Origin of the sequence: Prochlorococcus marinus XMU1412 (assembly GCF_017696315.1) — a bacterium.
GTDB lineage: Bacteria > Cyanobacteriota > Cyanobacteriia > PCC-6307 > Cyanobiaceae > Prochlorococcus_A > Prochlorococcus_A marinus_AF.
Genome location: NZ_JAAORJ010000004.1, coordinates 320,519 through 336,874, shown reverse-complemented (window position 1 = coordinate 336,874; position 16,356 = coordinate 320,519). Strand labels below are relative to the sequence as shown.

Genomic DNA, 16,356 nt, shown 5'->3' with positions numbered 1-16,356 from the left:
ATTTGATGTGTTTATTTTATAAAATAAAAAATTAAACCAATAAAAGAAATACCTACAAGTAGTAGCATCATTAAAAGAGCTATTAACTTTGCTAATCCCATAATGATAAATCTGAATTCCCTGTAGATCTTTGCATCCAGTGAATTTTCCAAACATTATTTACTTTTTTAAAAATTGACGTATTTGTTCGAACCCTTTTGCATCTATAGGATTACCACTCGGTCTTATGAATAAAAAATCTAGAGTAGCATTGTCAACAAAAAATGAGGCCATTTTTTTTGGATTAGTAAACTCATTTAATAATGAAATTATTGTTTCTTCATCATTCATAAAAAAAAAGGAACGTAACCCTTCTAGTTTAGATCTACTGTTTTAAATGTACAAATTGAAATGGAATAATTCTAAAAAAAATTCGTTAGGATGTTCTAAATAATTAGATTTTTAATGTAAATCATGATCAATTCATTAAACAAATTATTGCCCGTTGGCAAAAAGGTCAAAAAATATTTGCCTTTCTTTATTGGATTTAAATTACTTACATTTACTGGCTTTCTTACTTATTTAATGAATCGCTAATTGATATAACCTTAACAATAAATTTTAACTAAAATTAAAATCTAGTGAATAAAGAAGAACGAACTAAAAGATTCAAGTCTATGTCAAGTATGCAAAGACAAGAATTGATTTTAAAGAAGATGAAAGAGAAAGGCATAGAGGTGGGAAGTGGAATTCCTAATAAAAAATACGATAGCAAAGAGGTTTATGAATTAATTCATATTACGAATTGCTTCCCAGAATTAAGAGAGGGGAAATAAATATTTAGGTTTCTTTAATTGAGATATTTATTTTGCTTCCCTTATTGCAGAAATAATTAATCCACCTATCAATCCGAGATTAATAAATACTGCTCTTTGATGGAATGGAAATACATGAAAAATTATTGTTGTTGGAATAAGAAATAGTAATAAAAAGACCGAACCGATTTTTTGTTTTTCTCCAAATATAAAAAATCCAGAACCCAAGATAAGACATATAATGGCTCCCACTAGAAGAATAGATGAAATTGGTTGAGGAATGCCTTTTGAAGAGATATATTCAACTGTTGTTTCAAAATCATTTATTTTACCTGGTATGGCTGAGATAAATATTGCTGAAATTGATACTCTTGAAAAAAAATCTAAAAAAGATTTTATCCGTTTATTTTTCAATAAAGAAATTTTCATAGCCATATTATAAGAAAAAAATTTTATACGTTTGATAAATACTTAATTAGTCTGAAATACTTGTAAATTTTTCTCAAACTAGTTTAGCTAAATTAATAGAAATCTTTTAATTAATGTGAATCTTTTTAAGCTAATCAATATTAATTTATGAATTGTCTTTTTATATTTATGAAATAATAAATCTAATTAAATAAATGTTTAAAAAATTTCTTTTAACTTCTTTTTTACTTTTAAGTTCCCTAATAACTATATATCCTTCAAAAAAAGAAAATACTAATTTTTTGGATTATTGTTATTCTTTAGAAAAAATAATTTCTAGAAATACAGTAGAAAAAAATAAAAATTTATCTAAGAATTTTAGATCTTTAGCAAAACACTTTGCTATATATGGGACTCAAAAAACTAAAGGCACTTTCGCTAATAAGATAATTGATCAATATAAAAATTCCAAAAAATTATTTATTATTACTTTTGTTCCAAACAAAATTTATTGTTTAGCAGGATATTGGATTGAGGAGGTAAGTCCAGGAAAATTTGAATCAATTTTCTATCAGAATACCAAACGAAAAATAAATGAATATAAGAATACTAAAAAAGAAGTAGATGAATTTATTAAAGGAATTAATTTAGAATATAAATCTATAAAAAAAGAAATTAATGATTTTTTTTAGAAAGTAAAAATTTTTTTTCTAATAAAATTAATTTATTTTGACTTTCTAGTTCCGCCATAGGAATAATTTTTATGTGTAGAAATTAGATTCCAACATTCTTTACAACAAAAAATCCAGTTCGTATGAATTATGGATTTAACTCTGTAATGAGTTTTATCTGGCTTATGACATAAATCACATTTTTTCATTAATCTATTAATTTTTTAATCTATTTTAGATATGCAACGTATGATTTAAAAAGATTCACGAAAAAATTTTTATAGTGCCATTATATATATGCACTCTAAATATCCTGAAGCAAAGCAGTGGTTTTGATGAGTGCGATTTTTTTTATTACTGGATAGAAATTTCTAATTTTTACTTTTTAAAATTTTTTTAGACAACCATAATATTTATATAAAATTTATTAGACATTTTATGCAGCTTTCATTAAAAATAAATATTTGATTATACATCTAAATTAGAACTTTAAAAAGAAACTCACGAATCATATTTAATTAATTTTATTATGATTTTATTGATTTTTAATATTATGAACATTTACCTATTCTGGATATTATTTTTAGCTCTATGGGCAATAGTTCCCTTAATGATTATTAAAGGTAGAGTAGACGAAGAGCCTAAGATTCAGACTTCACCAAAAGTTAAAGAAAAGAAAAAAGGTTGGTTTAATTAACAGAATCTCTGAATTAGTAAAATTATCTATAAGCTAAATTTTTAGAATTTTAATTAAAGTTTAAATTAAGTTTATTTATTAAAAGTGAAAATATTAAAAAATAATTTTCTTTATTTGGTTGTACTTGGAGGTAGAGCAGAAAAAGCCAATATTGAACTACATGATGTTAGATGGGTTGTTGGATCTAAAATTGAAGACTCATTCGATACTTTAAGAAAGGATTGGTTTGGATCCTCAAAAGGTTTGCATATTGATAGCTATAAAAAAATACAATATGTGGATGGTCATAAGATTAATTTAAAAAATATTGAAAAGTATAAAATAGGAAAAAAGCAATTAGTAAAAAAAAATAATGCCAAAAAATATTTATGGTTTGTCAATATTGGAGGCTATAATCCAACTTCTATGATGGAAAAACATGAGTTTGGATTAGTTATAGCTTCTAATAAATTAGAGGCAAAAAATATAGCTAAGTCTAAATGGCTTATTGGGTGTAAAAAAAAGCATAAAGATGATCTTGCTTCTTTAGAAATGTTAATTAGTTTCGATGATTGTGAACAAATAAAAAAGATAGGTAATTGGGAAATAGAATTAACTCCAGATAATAACTTTATTCAAGAAAACAACTATCCTGATTGGTATGGTTATCAAAAAATAGACGAGAAATAAAGATTTAAGAATCTATTTACTTGCAAAAAAATTTTGTTATGTATGTTCTTATTTATGTACTTAAAATCTTAGAAAGAACTTGATTTTCTTAATAAATAAATTCCACCTCCAAGAGAAATTAAGACAGGTAACCATGCAGCAAAAATTGGAGATAAAATACCTTTTACTCCGAACGAACTAAATAAAAATGACATAACATAATAAATTAATATAAGAATTACGCTCAACCCAAATCCCTGACTTTTTGAAGATCTTAAATTAGATTTAGATCCCAGACTGCTTCCTATTAAACCAAAGACCAAGCATGCAAAAGGCAGAGTGAATTTTTCTTGAATGCGGACTTTAATTCTTCTTACCTCCTTCAAGTTTCCAGTTTTTTCATAAATCTTCTCTGCTTGTATAGCCTGCTTTAAAGTCATTTCATTTGCATCTTTAGGCACCTTTGCTAGCTCCATGGGACCTTCAACAAATGGATATGTATATTCTTTAAATTGAATATTTGTAGTTTGTCCGCTTGGATCAATTGATACAATATTCCCGTCAGAAAATATCCAAGAAGAACTTTTTTTGTCAAATAATCCATTCTTTGCCTTTAAGATTTGTTGAAAATCTTCTCTCGAAAAATCTAAAACTGTAACTCCCTCCATAATATTGTTTTCATACCATGAAGCATAAAATATATGAGTAAGATAAGTATTTGTTTTTGTAGGTTTTTTATTTGATGCACTTATCCTAGATCCATATCTTGAAAACATAATATTATCTTTTCCTTGTTCGGCGCTAAAAGAACTTCCTATGCCTGCTCTTAATGTTGTTTCAGCTAATCTATTACTCGCAGGAACCAAATTATCATTAAAGTAAAAAGTTAACCCTGTCATAAATATTGAAAGAGCAATAGCTGGAGAAATGATTCTTGAAGTTTTTATACCCAAAGATTTCAATGCCAACAATTCAGAATTGCTTGATAATTTTCCGTAGGCTAATAATGTTGAAAGTAAAACTGCCATAGGGAATGATAAGACTAAAAAACTGGGTAAACTAAAAAAAAGAACTTTTAAAGCTAAGAATAAAGGTAAACCAAATTCAACTATTTTCCTTATAAGATCAAACATTACCCCAACTGATAATGAAATAACTGTAAAAGCAGAAATTGCAAATATCATGGGAGGGATTATTTGACCTAATACCCATCTATCTAGTAAGGGAAGTAAATACCAAGGAGAAATTATTTTATTAATAGTTTTTTTAATTAGTGATTGATTTGAAAGTTTCAAAAGAAATTTATTTGTTTTTTACTGCCTTTTTAATATTATAAAATATCAATGATTTAGATACCAATATAAAATTGATAGTTAAGAAAAATATTTTAATTCTTTAATTGCAATAAAAAATTAGAAAAAAAATTTATTAACAGTTGCAATAAAATAAGAAATTTGTTTTCTTTAAAAAAAGAGTTAATGCATGAAAAATAAAACTTTCACATACGAATGCAATTGCATACACTGCCAACAAAAACTAATTCAAATTAGTAATGCAAAACTATATTGGGACAAATTAATTTTAAGAAAAAAGTTGGTATAGTTTTCTCTACTAAATTCTCTAGGGTTTTCAAACTTTATTAAAGTATGCGTTTTAAATTTTCTTATTTTTAGAAAAAAAATAAGTAGTACAATCTCTAGATCTTTAGTATTAAGCTTTTTTTAGAATAATAATATTATTTAACCTTTTTATTTTTTTTGTAGAACATATTTTCTCGATTTAAAAGGAAAAGGATAATCAATATACAAGATGGTATGAGAATAAAATCTAAAGACATACATTATGTTCAGTCTATTTTCTATTTAGCAAATAAATGGTGCTTTGACATTAGTTGCTAATCTTCAAGAATTTATCTTACAGGTCAATTAATTATTTGCGTCCTTAGTATATTTGTTTGCTCTTAAAATTTGAAAGAGCCTGCAGGTATCCCACTGGCAAGCTCATGACGACCTAGTTAATTCAGAATCTCCGATTTAACCAGCTAAGCACTTCCTAAATGCTTTAACTATTTTACTAAGTAAAATTACTTAGTGTGAGTATAAATGCTTATTTTTAAAGATTGATTGCGTATTTGATAATAAAAAGTGGTTTGATTAAAAAAAATGCAGCATGTTAATTTTTCTTTAACAGAAATGTCACATATTGACCCCTAATTTAAATAATCAGAGGAAAATCATTGGAAAATTTGGTTTACATAAGTTAATATTTGTGTTACTTTAGTTAACAATTATTATCTTTTTAATGACAAAATCAGGAGTTACAACAGAATCAGGTGGAAGACAGAATATGTTCCCATCAGAAACTAGGCCTTATATTGATGAAACTGTTTCTTACGATGGATATCCTCAAAATGCAGAAAAAGTAAATGGAAGATGGGCTATGGTTGGTTTCGTTGCACTATTGGGAGCCTATGTCACAACCGGTCAGATCATTCCAGGAGTTTTTTAGTACCTAGATAACTTTTTTTAAGCTACATAATTCAACTGTTTTAAACGAAAATTTATTTCTTAATTTAAATTTGAAAATAAGAAAAACCAAATAAAAGTTATGGCATTTAGGCTAAATATTATTCCTAGAAATATATAAGCAAACTTTTTGCCAATGAATGCTGTCTCTGGTTCAAGCTTTACTCTCATTAAATTCTCGAATTATCTGGATAAAAGATAGCATCAATTAACAAATAAATTTAAGTTTTAAAAAAGAAGAATAATCAAATTAATATTTCATTTTAAATTGTTTTTTAAAATATCATTTTCCTTCTTTAGCTTTCTAGAATTAAAATTATGATATTTCAGTTTGTTGCTAATAAACTTTCCTAGTTTGATTCGTTTCCCGCGAATATAGTTTATAAAATTGACCCGAAAAACTCTGACTCTAATTATTAGTAACGAAATATTGTTTTTAAGCTGATTTTCAGCATACTTTTTTGTCGCAAATAGTATTATTCAAACTTTAATTAATAAAGACAATTTATTATCAAAAAAATTCCGTTAAAAAAAGCCTAATTTAATTTTAAATTAGACTTTTTTATGAAATTTTAAAAGGTTTATATTAGATAAAACCAGGAATGATTTGACCTGTAGTTAAATATGCTCCCACAAGAGCAACAAAACCTAACATTGCGAATCTACCGTTAAGCTTTTCAGCAACGATTTTTTCTTTTTCAACTAATTTTGATTCGTTATTTTTCATTAGAACCAACCTGGAATGATCTGACCGGTTGTGACATACGCACCAACTGCTGCAACGAAACCTAACATTGCTGCCCAACCATTAAAACGTTCTGCTTCTGGAGTCATTTTGTTTATGTAATTTGTTAACAAATATAACATAATTATTTAATAATGTAAAGAAAAATCAGGGTTTATTCCTTGCATTATCAGGAAAATTTAAAATACTGTTACATATATGTGTCGAAATATACCTTATCGATGTTTTTATTTTTGTTTTGATTTTTTAAATTTGAAAAAATAAATATAAGCTTTTCACCTTGTTTTTTTAGAGCTATATCCTCATTTAGAGGTAATTTAAATTAATATGTTATTAGAGTCAGCTAGTAGGGATACAGGCTGACTCTTTTTTTTGAGAATTTTTGATTTTTGACTAAAAGTAGTTTTTAGAATTCAAATAATTGCTATTAATAAATTAGATATATATGAATTTATGTCATTCGCGACCTACTACATGCATTTAATTTTTGGAAGGATTCCTTCTCTAATGAGTTCTGATTTAATACTTTATATCTTGCCTGCTCTTACAATTTCAATATTATTCTTTAGCCTTAAAATAATGTTTTTCAAGACTCCTAAATTGAGAAAGGTTAAATAATCAAGGATTTTAGAATTATTATTTTTACTGAAGCGCCCAATTTTTTTTAATTTTGGATAATAGACTTTTTTTTTCGGCAACTCAAAGAAATAGAGACTGCATTGGTGATGTACTATCCAGAATTATAAAAAAAGGTTCAGTATTGGAAATCGCGAGTGGTAGTGGTGAACATGGAGTGTTTTTTCAAAAACGATTCCCTGGAATAATTTGGCAAACAAGTGACCCAGAGTTAGTGCATAGAAAAAGTATAAGTTCTTGGATTGAGTATGAAGACTTAACTAAGAAAATGCCCCAGCCTCTTGAGATTGATGTAGAAAAAGTTCCTTGGAAAATTCCATTGATATTAGCTAATTCTTTGCAAGGAATAGTCTCTATAAATATGATTCATGTAGCAAAGTGGTCTTGTACTGTAGCACTCTTTAGAGAGTCAAGAAAATTACTCAATAAGGGACAATTTTTGATTTTGTATGGGCCATTTAAAATTTGTGGAAAGCATACAAGTGAAAGTAATTATTTTTTCGATAATTCATTAAAAATGCAAAATGATCTTTGGGGTATTAAAAATCTTGAGGAAGTTTGTGATGAGAGTAAGAAAAATGGTTTTTCTCAAGAGGATATTATTAGTATGCCTGCAAATAATTTTTCAATAATTTACAGAAAAGTTTCTTGATCAGGCAAATAGAAATATAAAAAGTAAGTAAAATTCATCATAAAAGATGATCAACCTAATAGTTTTTTGCTCCATTCTTTATGCTTTTGATCTAAATCTGAAATTTTTTCGCTTAAATTTAACTGTCTTTCTAATAATTCAACTTTTGTAAGTGTTATTTTTTCCGAATAAAATTTTATAGGTTGCTTACCATGCAAATTGTCACCACTCATAGGATAATTTTATTTTTGTATTTTCTAAGATGAAAAATTTGTTATTACTAATTTTTTTATATTCTTTTCAGATTTGCGTAAATTAATGTGATAAAGAATTGATGCTTTTTATATTTTTAATCCACCATTTTGTACGAAGATTGCCATATATATCTTCCTCTCTTGATATCTGACTTAACAGCAACGCAATTGCAAGCAATATTCCATAGTGCTTTGTGTATTGGATCGGGATTAAAAAGATATGCTTTTTTAAAGGCTTTTTTAATTAAGACAGTTGCCTTTTTTGCATGATAATGAGGGATCGTTGGACATACGTGATGAACGACATGGCTAGAACCTATATTATGGTGAAGAAAATTAAGGACTTTACCGTAAGGCCTGTCAATAGAGAGAAATGCACCTCTCATAAAGGAAAATTCCGTATTTGAGAGATGAGGTACATCAGAATCTGTATGATGAAGCCATGTATAAACTACTAGCCAACAATTAACCACTAATAAAGGACCAAAATATAGAGCAATTACTGGAAATATTCCACACTTTAGAACTAAATAAACAGTTCCTAACAATGTCAAACCTACACCAATATCCGATATCCAAACCTTCTTGGCCCATATTGATGGCCATAATGCTTTAGAAAATGGTTTAATTGGCCAAAAATGATTTGAAGTTCCATATTTAACACCTCCTGTACTTCCCGTAAGTAAATAAGCAGGCCAGCCAAATATTAGATGTAAAACAAGTTGAAGAATTCCATAATTTTTCTTACCTAAGGAATTTGAAAAATGTAATTCTTTTTCTCCGCCAACTTTTTCTGTTACTCCATTCCCTTTAATTACTAAAGGTACGTGAGTTTCTCCATTGGTTATGTTATTTGTGAATCTATGATGAACTGCATGAGAACGCTGCCAAGAAAAATAAGGCACTAGAAGTAATGAATGTAGTAAATAACCAGTTATAGATTCTAATGTCTTGTTTTTAGAGAATGCTCCATGTCCACATTCATGGGCAATTACCCAAAATCCCATTGCAGTGGTACCTGATAGTAATGCATAAATAATCCAAATTGGGATCATTTTGGGGGTAAATGGTATAGATAACCCTATCGCAACTACTAATGATTGAATTAAAGCTGATTGTAAAAGATACCTCAATGAAGTTTTGGTATTGCACTTAAAGAAGTGATCTGGAATAATATCCTGAAATTCTTTTATGCTTGGAATATCTTTATCCTCTATTACAAGCGCTTGGCCTTTAAGACCTGAAAAATTTATTTTACTCAAATTTTTTTTGTTAATTATTTTGTTAAATAAAAGTGAATTTATATATTCTATTATCCATCACAGGATCTCATAATGAAAAGAATTTATAATTTTTTTTCGATACAGTTTTTGGGATTTTAATTTCATCTGCAAATAAAACTATTTGTGCCAAACATTTTTCATTTTATTCTTTTATCGCAATCTTATTAATTATTTCGTTCTTTCTAATGCTGATTGTCTATGCTCTTCTTTTTTAAAACTTAATTAATTTAAAGACCGCGTATATACCTCTTAGGTAAACCTGATTGTTTACGTGGCTTTACTAAAATAGGTAAAACAATAACTCCTACGGTAAAAATACAGATTGGAGCAACTACCATTAATATAGATTCTAGAGACATGAATAATTTTGAATTTATTTATAGATAGCAGTATTTTTTTTTAAAGTCATGCGTATTTATATCTATTTTGTGAGAATAGATTCAAAATTTTTATAAATTATTAAGTAAAAAAGAAAAAAAGATTAAAAAAAATCAATTTTTTCATAATTCATCCTATTAACTTAATCATAATTTATAAAGAAATTAGTTATGGATGAAGAAAAAAAGTGGATGCTTATGACCTATTATTGTCCAACCCACGGTGATTCAGGTTTTGTAAAACCAATTCAACTAACAAAAAAAGAAATTAGTAAAACATTCTTAAAGAAAACTAGTAGTTCTAAAATTAATTTTTTGAAATAAAACCTATGTTATTTTGAAATATTCTAAATCTTAATTGAAATCTATTTCATTAAAATTGATATATTACAAAAATCCCTTAAGCTGCTTTTTTATCAGCAGTATTGCTAAAAATATTTAAAAACACAACTTAATTTGTATCAGAATCGCATGTTAATTCACATTGATTAAGATCATGAGATGATATTTTTTCTAAAATTCTTAGCATATCAATTTCGGAAAGCTCTCCATCCGAGTTCCATTTTAAAGTTGTTTTCCTTTGAGGTGAATTTTTTTTATTCATTTTGCTCACCCCCCTTTAAATGAACTTCTAAACAACGAGTAATACATTCTTGATGACCATCCACAATACTGCATTCAGTAATACACTCAAAATATGAATTAATAGAATCTATTTCTGTGTTTTGGTTGGTAGAAACAAATGAATCATTCATAATATTGTCTAATTTATTTGGAATAGAGATATAGCACGAATTTATGTTCAATAATTTAATTTATTAAGTGAATTAGAAAAAATAAGTATTATTTACTAAAGATATATTTCACCTGGTTTGCCTTTAAAAAGGTAGTATTATTATTTTTTAAAAGATAAAAGAAAAAAACACTTTTAATTATTTAATATTAATTTTATAAGTTAATCTTTCAAAAAATCAGCATAAAGACTGATTTACTTTTAAGTAATTTAGTTAGAAGATAAAAAAGTACACTTTTAGATTTTCAAATGAAATCATTAATTAATTGGCTTTCGAAAATGTTAGAGAGTATGGCAAATGCTTTTATGCATCCTTTAAAGAATGACTTGCCACCATCTATTGGTACTCATGCATATAGCACTATTCCTCTAAAAAGAAAATTGAGAAGAAGGTTGAATTAGGTATTAGCTTATTGGAATCAATTTTTCATTTTTGTTATCCCAAATAATATATTTGAAGCAGTTTGAAAAATCCCTTATTTTTAAGAACTTGGATTTTTGAAGCAAATGAATGTTTGCTTTATGACAAGCTCTTAAGTTGTAATTTGGGATTCTCTCAGAGAGATGATGAATGCTGTGGAAGGATATGTCTGCTAAAAACCAATTTAGCCAATTAGGGATATCTAAATTGCTACTACCTAAAATCGCTCCATCGATGAGATCCCAATTTTTTGTATTTTTAGCATATGCATTTTTATAGTTATGTTGTACGAAAAAAACACATATTAAAATTGCTGCTGATAAGGTTAATACCACGGAATAAAATGATAAGAAAAAAACTACCCCCAACCATTTGCACATAAAAATCCAACCTATTATTACTACTATGTTATTAATTACTAATTCACATAGTTCACTAAAATTATCTCCATAATCAGAAAAAGGTGGTTTGACTCTTGAATTAATAGCTAGAAGTTGATAAATTTTTCCGTTTTTTATTTTGATAAAAGTCTCTTCCAATATATCTTTAGTGAAATTAAAAATAATAATAGCCAGTCCTAATCTAGGTTTTAAAACTAAGTAAAAAAAACCCCCAGGGAAAAGCATAATCCAATTTCGACTTACTTTATATAATATTTGCTCTCTTTTTGTAAGGGATTTATAATCTTCAAGACTTAAAACATCTATCGGCCCTTTGTAAATTTCCCAATTTCCATTATTTCTATGATGAAATGCATGATCAATTGACCATGACTTCTGGGGAATACCATTAACTAAGCCAAGTAAAAATCCAAAAAAGCGGTTTAATTTCCGTTTTTCAAAAAGAGAATTATGTCCGCAATCGTGCATTAATGAGAATGTTCGAGAAGAGAACAGAGTTAGAAGAACTATAAAAGGTACTAATAGAAATCCTTTAATTAATAATGAAAAAGGTTGAATAATTATTTGGTGGACTATTAACCAAATAGAAATTATTGGGAAGATGGTAGAAATAATTTGATAAGAAGCTCTAACGTTATTTCTTTTTAAAAATGGCTTTATTAAAAAATCACTTCTATTTACTTTAAGCATTATTCTTTTTTTTTGATACTAACAATTTTTAAAAAGTTTTGATTATTTAATAAACAATAAAATATTTTAAAAATCATACTAAAGAATAAATTCTTTAGACATAGTTCTCAATTGATCTAGATTTAATCTTTCTAAGTAATTTTTAAAGTCACTAAGATACTTAGTAGAGTCAGTATTTGTGCTCTCGTAAAGAAGACTATTAGAAATTAATTCAATAAGATGATCCTTATCCATAACTCCTTATAGACCAAAATTCCTGATTAAAAAATTAAGGTCTTGAATTCGAGATCATTAACTCATATCTATTAAGAGTAATTTTTATAAATTTTTTAAATCTTGTTCTATTTTTTCTAATCTTTCATTTAATTCTTTTTGTTTCTTAATTAAAGATTTTTTCTTTTCTGCACGCTCTTTGTTCAAAGGAGAATTGAAATATTTTTGGTAAGAGACAAAAAAAACTGCTATTGCGACTGCAATGCCAAGCGCACCAATTATTAAAATTGGAGACGCAGGAAAGTCATAAAATGGAATTGACAATTTATTTATTTAAAAATAAATTCTAGCTATCTCATAAACAAAAAAATGAGTAATAAATACTTATTCTTTACGATGCTTTATGGGTAATTAATTATTCTAGTCATTTTATAAAAAATAAATAAGGTTTATCTTTAATTAAATTTTTAAAATAAGTAATTGTACAGCTGACAATGAATGAATAACTAATAATGATTAAACTAGTAAAAAAATTTTCATGAAGAAAATCATAAATAAAAAACGTAATAAAAATGAACCATGGTTTAAATGGTTAACAAGAGAACTTAATTCTTATGAAGCTTTTCAGTATTTTGAATTAGGAAAGAATCCACGAGATGTTGCAGAGGATTTTATTTCTAAAAATAGTATTTCTATTTCAGAAGTTTTCGAAGATTTTGATGAAGAAGATAAAGATACGCTCGATCAGTTTCTTAAATTAACCGAATGCGAGATGCATGTGTTTAGGATTCTTGAAAAACAAATAGAGTTAAGGAACAAGATAAGATTTGTAGATTTTAGAAAAAGAAAAAAAATAAAGAGTTAATTTCTATATAAGTTTATTTTTCCCCATTACCTGTCTTTCCAAAGCCTAACCAAATAAACCACAAGATCCATCCGAATATAGGTATTAAATTAATGAAGATCCATTTCCAATCTTTTCCAAAGTCTCTGATTCTTCTTATATCAATAGCTATTTGAGGAATGATACAAACTATTCCATAAGCATTGAAACCAAATGTTTTTAAAAATATTGGGATAGTTAAGAAAGAAATTATAAGATTCGCTAATTGAACTAACCACCAGTCCGATCGAGATGTGAATCCCTTGAAATCTGTAGCTTTAATCCAAAACTCTTTATATGCATTTAAAAAGTCATTAAGCATAAATTAAAAATTCAAAGAATTTAACACTATCAATTTAATCTTCAATTTATCAAAATGTTTTATTTACAAAATAGGATCAAATAAATTCATATCATTTGAATCTTGTTTTGGGATCTCATCTTGATTTGGTAATGAACAGAATCCGTCTTTGCAAATCATCTTTTCTTTTGAAATACTTGTAGTTTCTGAGAATATATTGTCTTTATTGTTATTTGAAGATTCTTTCAACATTTATAAAAAAATTAAATCCAATATTAAATTAATAACTCAATTTATTTTGATAAGCAATAAAATTAATATTAATTATTTATTTTTTTTGATTTGGTAAGTCTCTCCAGAATAGCGCCATTATATAAATGAATAAAGATATGGAAAAAATATAAAGTAAAGAATTTAGATGCATGTCTATTTATCAATGTAATTAATAAGAGAAAGCCTTACAAAAAAGGGATATCAATAGATTGGTAATTTTTTAATTCAGCAATAGCATGAATTCTAATATTAATTTAAGTTTTTTATGATTTCCCCAAATTTTCATGTTGTAAAGGTTTAAATATTACGAATATATATTTGTGTTAGTAAAGTTTATAAATCTAAGAGCTTAATAAATCAAATCAAAGTTATATTTTTTAAATATCTTTTTTGTTATTCAAGGTTTATTCTTATTTATTTCTTTTAGCGCTTTTCTACCTTCTTTAAGAGTTCTTAACAAAAGCCAGGAGAGAGAAAAAATAATAAGAATGGTAAGTGTAATAAGGGAAACAAGAGTTGTATCAATATAATTAGTCAATTTACTGAAATTTATTCAGAGATTGAGGTTTAAATTCAAAGAGAAATCTCAAACGCTAGATCTAGAGTAAGCAGGTATAAGCATTCCACCATCTTGGTCGTCGTTATCATCATCAAACCCACCACCTAGGAGAAGCTCAATGATTACAAGTACAGCAATTGGGTAAAGACACCATAATATTGCTGTAATGGGACTTACTGAGGATGAAGCTGAGTACAGTTCTGACATGTAGCAATACTAATCTAAAGAAATAACAATTGTGGATCTCAAGGGTGGTGTTGTTCAATATTTCTATAAATATTTTTTAAAAACTTTTCTTTGTCGCACTAATAGATCTTTGGTATGTATTGATATTTTTATTCTTTAATATGAATTTGAATAATAATTTTATTGAACCTACTGAGAAACTAATAATGACATAATGAATCGCGCGATTGTTATTTTTTATACTTAACAATAATTGTGCAATTTTGATTCAAAAACTATTATTTATCTTGATTTTATAAATTCTATGTTTTCTTTCACTTTTGATCCTTTAGCTGCGATATTTGGTATATCAGGAATTGTAGGCTTCTTTTTCTTCGTTTCTGCTGCTAAGGGAACTTCCAGTATCAATACAAAACCAAAAAAGGAATTAGATTAGAACTTTTTCTGTAAGAAAACTAAATTGAAATTTTAAATTTAGTATTTTAAAAGGCTTATTAATTATTACTTATTCCATTGTTTAGAAAGAAATTCAAGAAAATCTTTTAAATCCTCTTCAGGACAATTTGTTTGTTTTTGTAAATCAATGCAAATTTGCTTAATATTTTCAAAGGCCTTTTTTACTGTTTCGTTTTTTTCGATAACCTCAAAATATTCTTGATCAGTAAAAGTCATAATATTAGTTTCCCTCTTGAGAATTATTTATTAACCGTATTTTATCTACATTGACTTAACAGTAAAGAAGAAAAAATCTTTTTTCTTCAATTTAGCTACCCAATCGATAATGTTTTTTAATACTTTTGGTTACTTCCCATTCGCAGTTTAGTCCAGCAGGAAATTCAACTAGATCTCCAGCTTCAATCACGTAAATGTCACCGTTTTGGGTACTTATTTTCGCCTGACCTTCAATAATTAAGCAAATTTCCTTATCATCATAATTCCATTGAAATTTGCTTGGCTCACATTCCCAAATAGGCCAACTTTTTATTCCATACTGAATTATTACGCTTGCACTACAGGGGGAAGATATTAGAACTTTCACGAAATAGTTCGGATGTGTTTTTTTATTTTACAAATAAAAGAAATTTTTATTTTCGAGAATGTGTATTTCTTTACTGTCTTTTATCTTTTTTCGTTTATCATTAAAAAAATTTTTAATTTATGGATGAGATTTCTGTATTGTCAATTTCGCTATCTATAGCTTCTCTAGGTATATTTTTCTTATTTTTTGCTTCAAATGATGATGATGACCAAGATGGTGGTAAGTTGATTAAATCATTAGAAAGAATTAATTAATTCCAAGTAAATAAAACATTTAATAAAGATTTATAACCTATAAAGCCTGCATAAATGCAGCTTAGAAAAATAACATAAACCTCAAATGCGCCAAGTCTTTTTTTCTTTAAAATTTTCATTGTTTGGAGTGTTTATAGGATAATTTTATTTAATCTGTTTTTTATTAACATGAGTATTTTTTACATTAACTCAGAAATTAAAGAATTATTAATGTCAAGCCAAAAAATAAAAAACAAGTAAAAAATATTATTTTTTTTGTAATTTCTCTTTCCTCATTCTTAGCAAAAAATAAGGAAATCACTGGAGATGTGCTTAATAATGCCCATCCTACTCCTATGGGAAGGGTTTTAAAAACAACTTGTTGTAGCAATATTCCTATATTTGTTCCAAGAATTATTGAAAACAAAAATCTTTTTCGTTGTTTTTTTTCTATGTTTTTTAAGAAAAAATTAATCTTAAATCCCTTTATAGTAATTAAAAAAATTATTGCACCTAATAATCTTATCTCAGTTGTCAGGAAAGGAGATAAATTGCTTTGAAGGAACACCATTCTTGAAAAAAGACCTCCAAGAACAGCACATAAAACCGATAAAAAAGGAAAAGCAAAAATCTTAAAGTTATTTTTTTCTGAGAAAGGGGAGTTTTCCTCTTTAAAATTATTCCCTTTTTTGAGA

General features: G+C 26.7%; 30 protein-coding genes and 1 pseudogene. 11 read left to right on the top strand and 20 right to left on the bottom strand.

Translation table 11 applies throughout. The features are described 5' to 3' along the window. Positions 1-91 precede the first annotated feature (91 nt). Positions 92-273: pseudogene (locus tag HA152_RS10110) on the bottom strand (DUF3804 family protein). A gap of 347 nt (positions 274-620) precedes the next feature. On the opposite strand from HA152_RS10110, the gene HA152_RS08310 reads away from it, so the two are divergent. Next, positions 621-815, top strand: a complete 195-nt coding sequence (locus HA152_RS08310; RefSeq protein WP_209135428.1) for a hypothetical protein — start codon at positions 621-623, stop codon at positions 813-815. A 27-nt stretch (positions 816-842) separates the two neighbouring features. On the opposite strand, the gene HA152_RS08305 is transcribed toward HA152_RS08310, so the two are convergent. Then, positions 843-1,223, bottom strand: coding sequence for a DoxX family protein (locus HA152_RS08305; protein WP_209135426.1), 381 nt, complete (start codon positions 1,221-1,223; stop codon positions 843-845). A gap of 194 nt (positions 1,224-1,417) precedes the next feature. Here HA152_RS08305 and HA152_RS08300 point away from each other — a divergent pair, with 194 nt between their 5' ends. The 3 genes from HA152_RS08300 to HA152_RS08290 all read left to right on the top strand — a co-directional run bounded on the left by HA152_RS08300 (position 1,418) and on the right by HA152_RS08290 (position 3,239). Then, positions 1,418-1,894 carry a carbon storage regulator CsrA gene (locus tag HA152_RS08300; RefSeq protein ID WP_209135424.1) on the top strand — a complete coding sequence of 159 codons (477 nt, stop codon included), beginning with the start codon at positions 1,418-1,420 and terminating at the stop codon, positions 1,892-1,894. Between the two features lie 532 nt (positions 1,895-2,426). Continuing rightward, positions 2,427-2,570 (top strand): hypothetical protein, encoded by a 144-nt coding sequence (locus HA152_RS08295; protein ID WP_199534085.1) that lies wholly within the window; start codon positions 2,427-2,429, stop codon positions 2,568-2,570. Between the two features lie 84 nt (positions 2,571-2,654). Continuing rightward, entirely contained in the window at positions 2,655-3,239 is a 585-nt protein-coding gene (locus HA152_RS08290) for a DUF1543 domain-containing protein (protein WP_209135422.1), read from the top strand. Positions 3,240-3,307: 68 nt separating this feature from the next. Here HA152_RS08290 and HA152_RS08285 read toward each other — a convergent pair whose 3' ends face one another. Next, complete coding sequence (locus HA152_RS08285; protein ID WP_209135420.1) at positions 3,308-4,513, bottom strand: LptF/LptG family permease; 1,206 nt, start codon at positions 4,511-4,513, stop codon at positions 3,308-3,310. Positions 4,514-5,519: 1,006 nt separating this feature from the next. Between HA152_RS08285 and HA152_RS08280 the strand changes: the two genes are divergently transcribed. Continuing rightward, positions 5,520-5,726, top strand: a complete 207-nt coding sequence (locus HA152_RS08280) for a high light inducible protein (protein ID WP_025959514.1) — start codon at positions 5,520-5,522, stop codon at positions 5,724-5,726. Between the two features lie 603 nt (positions 5,727-6,329). Here the strand turns inward: HA152_RS08280 and HA152_RS08275 are convergent. Further along, entirely contained in the window at positions 6,330-6,470 is a 141-nt protein-coding gene (locus tag HA152_RS08275) for a high light inducible protein (protein WP_209135418.1), read from the bottom strand. Continuing rightward, on the bottom strand, positions 6,470-6,577 hold the full coding sequence (locus tag HA152_RS08270; protein WP_011132751.1) for a high light inducible protein: 108 nt from the start codon (positions 6,575-6,577) through the stop codon (positions 6,470-6,472). The genes HA152_RS08275 and HA152_RS08270 overlap by 1 nt, the downstream gene beginning before the upstream one ends. 581 nt (positions 6,578-7,158) lie before the next feature. Between HA152_RS08270 and HA152_RS08265 the strand changes: the two genes are divergently transcribed. Then, on the top strand, positions 7,159-7,776 hold the full coding sequence (locus HA152_RS08265) for a DUF938 domain-containing protein (RefSeq protein ID WP_209135416.1): 618 nt from the start codon (positions 7,159-7,161) through the stop codon (positions 7,774-7,776). Between the two features lie 50 nt (positions 7,777-7,826). Here the strand turns inward: HA152_RS08265 and HA152_RS08260 are convergent, their stop codons facing one another. From HA152_RS08260 to HA152_RS10105, 3 genes are all read right to left on the bottom strand, one after another. Continuing rightward, entirely contained in the window at positions 7,827-7,988 is a 162-nt protein-coding gene (locus HA152_RS08260) for a hypothetical protein (protein ID WP_209135414.1), read from the bottom strand. 116 nt (positions 7,989-8,104) lie between these two features. Beyond that, positions 8,105-9,271 carry a fatty acid desaturase gene (locus HA152_RS08255; RefSeq protein ID WP_209135412.1) on the bottom strand — a complete coding sequence of 389 codons (1,167 nt, stop codon included), beginning with the start codon at positions 9,269-9,271 and terminating at the stop codon, positions 8,105-8,107. Between the two features lie 248 nt (positions 9,272-9,519). Then, positions 9,520-9,651 (bottom strand): hypothetical protein, encoded by a 132-nt coding sequence (locus tag HA152_RS10105; RefSeq protein WP_280634303.1) that lies wholly within the window; start codon positions 9,649-9,651, stop codon positions 9,520-9,522. A 189-nt stretch (positions 9,652-9,840) separates the two neighbouring features. On the opposite strand from HA152_RS10105, the gene HA152_RS08250 reads away from it, so the two are divergent. Further along, a complete protein-coding gene (locus HA152_RS08250) occupies positions 9,841-9,993 on the top strand; it encodes a hypothetical protein (protein ID WP_209135410.1) in 153 nt (50 codons plus the stop codon). Between the two features lie 127 nt (positions 9,994-10,120). Here the strand turns inward: HA152_RS08250 and HA152_RS08245 are convergent, their stop codons facing one another. Next, complete coding sequence (locus HA152_RS08245; RefSeq protein WP_209135408.1) at positions 10,121-10,273, bottom strand: hypothetical protein; 153 nt, start codon at positions 10,271-10,273, stop codon at positions 10,121-10,123. Beyond that, on the bottom strand, positions 10,266-10,475 hold the full coding sequence (locus tag HA152_RS08240; RefSeq protein ID WP_146629779.1) for a hypothetical protein: 210 nt from the start codon (positions 10,473-10,475) through the stop codon (positions 10,266-10,268). The genes HA152_RS08245 and HA152_RS08240 overlap by 8 nt, the downstream gene beginning before the upstream one ends. Positions 10,476-10,711: 236 nt before the next feature. On the opposite strand from HA152_RS08240, the gene HA152_RS08235 reads away from it, so the two are divergent. Next, the gene (locus HA152_RS08235; protein WP_209135406.1) at positions 10,712-10,864 is read left to right on the top strand and encodes a hypothetical protein; all 153 of its coding nucleotides are present in this window, start codon (positions 10,712-10,714) and stop codon (positions 10,862-10,864) included. A 3-nt stretch (positions 10,865-10,867) separates the two neighbouring features. Here HA152_RS08235 and HA152_RS08230 read toward each other — a convergent pair whose 3' ends face one another. The 3 genes from HA152_RS08230 to HA152_RS08220 all read right to left on the bottom strand — a co-directional run bounded on the left by HA152_RS08230 (position 10,868) and on the right by HA152_RS08220 (position 12,511). Further along, on the bottom strand, positions 10,868-11,974 hold the full coding sequence (locus HA152_RS08230; protein ID WP_209135404.1) for a fatty acid desaturase: 1,107 nt from the start codon (positions 11,972-11,974) through the stop codon (positions 10,868-10,870). A 78-nt stretch (positions 11,975-12,052) separates the two neighbouring features. Then, positions 12,053-12,208, bottom strand: coding sequence for a hypothetical protein (locus tag HA152_RS08225; RefSeq protein WP_209135402.1), 156 nt, complete (start codon positions 12,206-12,208; stop codon positions 12,053-12,055). 84 nt (positions 12,209-12,292) lie between these two features. After that, a complete protein-coding gene (locus HA152_RS08220; RefSeq protein WP_209135400.1) occupies positions 12,293-12,511 on the bottom strand; it encodes a M protein in 219 nt (72 codons plus the stop codon). Between the two features lie 214 nt (positions 12,512-12,725). On the opposite strand from HA152_RS08220, the gene HA152_RS08215 reads away from it, so the two are divergent. Then, the gene (locus HA152_RS08215; RefSeq protein WP_209135398.1) at positions 12,726-13,052 is read left to right on the top strand and encodes a restriction endonuclease subunit S; all 327 of its coding nucleotides are present in this window, start codon (positions 12,726-12,728) and stop codon (positions 13,050-13,052) included. A gap of 13 nt (positions 13,053-13,065) precedes the next feature. On the opposite strand, the gene HA152_RS08210 is transcribed toward HA152_RS08215, so the two are convergent. The 3 genes from HA152_RS08210 to HA152_RS08200 form a co-directional block, all read right to left on the bottom strand. Beyond that, a complete protein-coding gene (locus HA152_RS08210; protein WP_209135396.1) occupies positions 13,066-13,392 on the bottom strand; it encodes a DUF805 domain-containing protein in 327 nt (108 codons plus the stop codon). A 63-nt stretch (positions 13,393-13,455) separates the two neighbouring features. Next, positions 13,456-13,623 (bottom strand): hypothetical protein, encoded by a 168-nt coding sequence (locus HA152_RS08205; protein ID WP_209135394.1) that lies wholly within the window; start codon positions 13,621-13,623, stop codon positions 13,456-13,458. A gap of 607 nt (positions 13,624-14,230) precedes the next feature. Further along, a complete protein-coding gene (locus tag HA152_RS08200; protein WP_209135392.1) occupies positions 14,231-14,410 on the bottom strand; it encodes a hypothetical protein in 180 nt (59 codons plus the stop codon). 283 nt (positions 14,411-14,693) lie between these two features. Between HA152_RS08200 and HA152_RS10100 the strand changes: the two genes are divergently transcribed. Next, positions 14,694-14,825: a hypothetical protein gene (locus HA152_RS10100; protein ID WP_257008698.1), complete on the top strand. Its 132-nt coding sequence runs from the start codon at positions 14,694-14,696 to the stop codon at positions 14,823-14,825. A gap of 65 nt (positions 14,826-14,890) precedes the next feature. Here the strand turns inward: HA152_RS10100 and HA152_RS08190 are convergent, their stop codons facing one another. Next, entirely contained in the window at positions 14,891-15,061 is a 171-nt protein-coding gene (locus HA152_RS08190) for a hypothetical protein (protein ID WP_209135388.1), read from the bottom strand. Between the two features lie 91 nt (positions 15,062-15,152). Next, positions 15,153-15,428, bottom strand: a complete 276-nt coding sequence (locus HA152_RS10015; protein WP_209135385.1) for a cupin domain-containing protein — start codon at positions 15,426-15,428, stop codon at positions 15,153-15,155. A 119-nt stretch (positions 15,429-15,547) separates the two neighbouring features. On the opposite strand from HA152_RS10015, the gene HA152_RS10095 reads away from it, so the two are divergent. Continuing rightward, positions 15,548-15,682, top strand: a complete 135-nt coding sequence (locus HA152_RS10095) for a hypothetical protein (RefSeq protein WP_257470884.1) — start codon at positions 15,548-15,550, stop codon at positions 15,680-15,682. On the opposite strand, the gene HA152_RS10090 is transcribed toward HA152_RS10095, so the two are convergent. Together HA152_RS10090 and HA152_RS10010 are read right to left on the bottom strand one after the other, a co-directional pair. Continuing rightward, complete coding sequence (locus HA152_RS10090; RefSeq protein ID WP_257470883.1) at positions 15,679-15,801, bottom strand: hypothetical protein; 123 nt, start codon at positions 15,799-15,801, stop codon at positions 15,679-15,681. The two genes, HA152_RS10095 and HA152_RS10090, sit on opposite strands and share 4 nt — an antisense overlap. A 77-nt stretch (positions 15,802-15,878) precedes the next feature. After that, positions 15,879-16,356, bottom strand: a 478-nt coding sequence (locus HA152_RS10010) for an EamA family transporter (RefSeq protein WP_245211238.1), incomplete at its 5' end; no start/stop codon positions are given.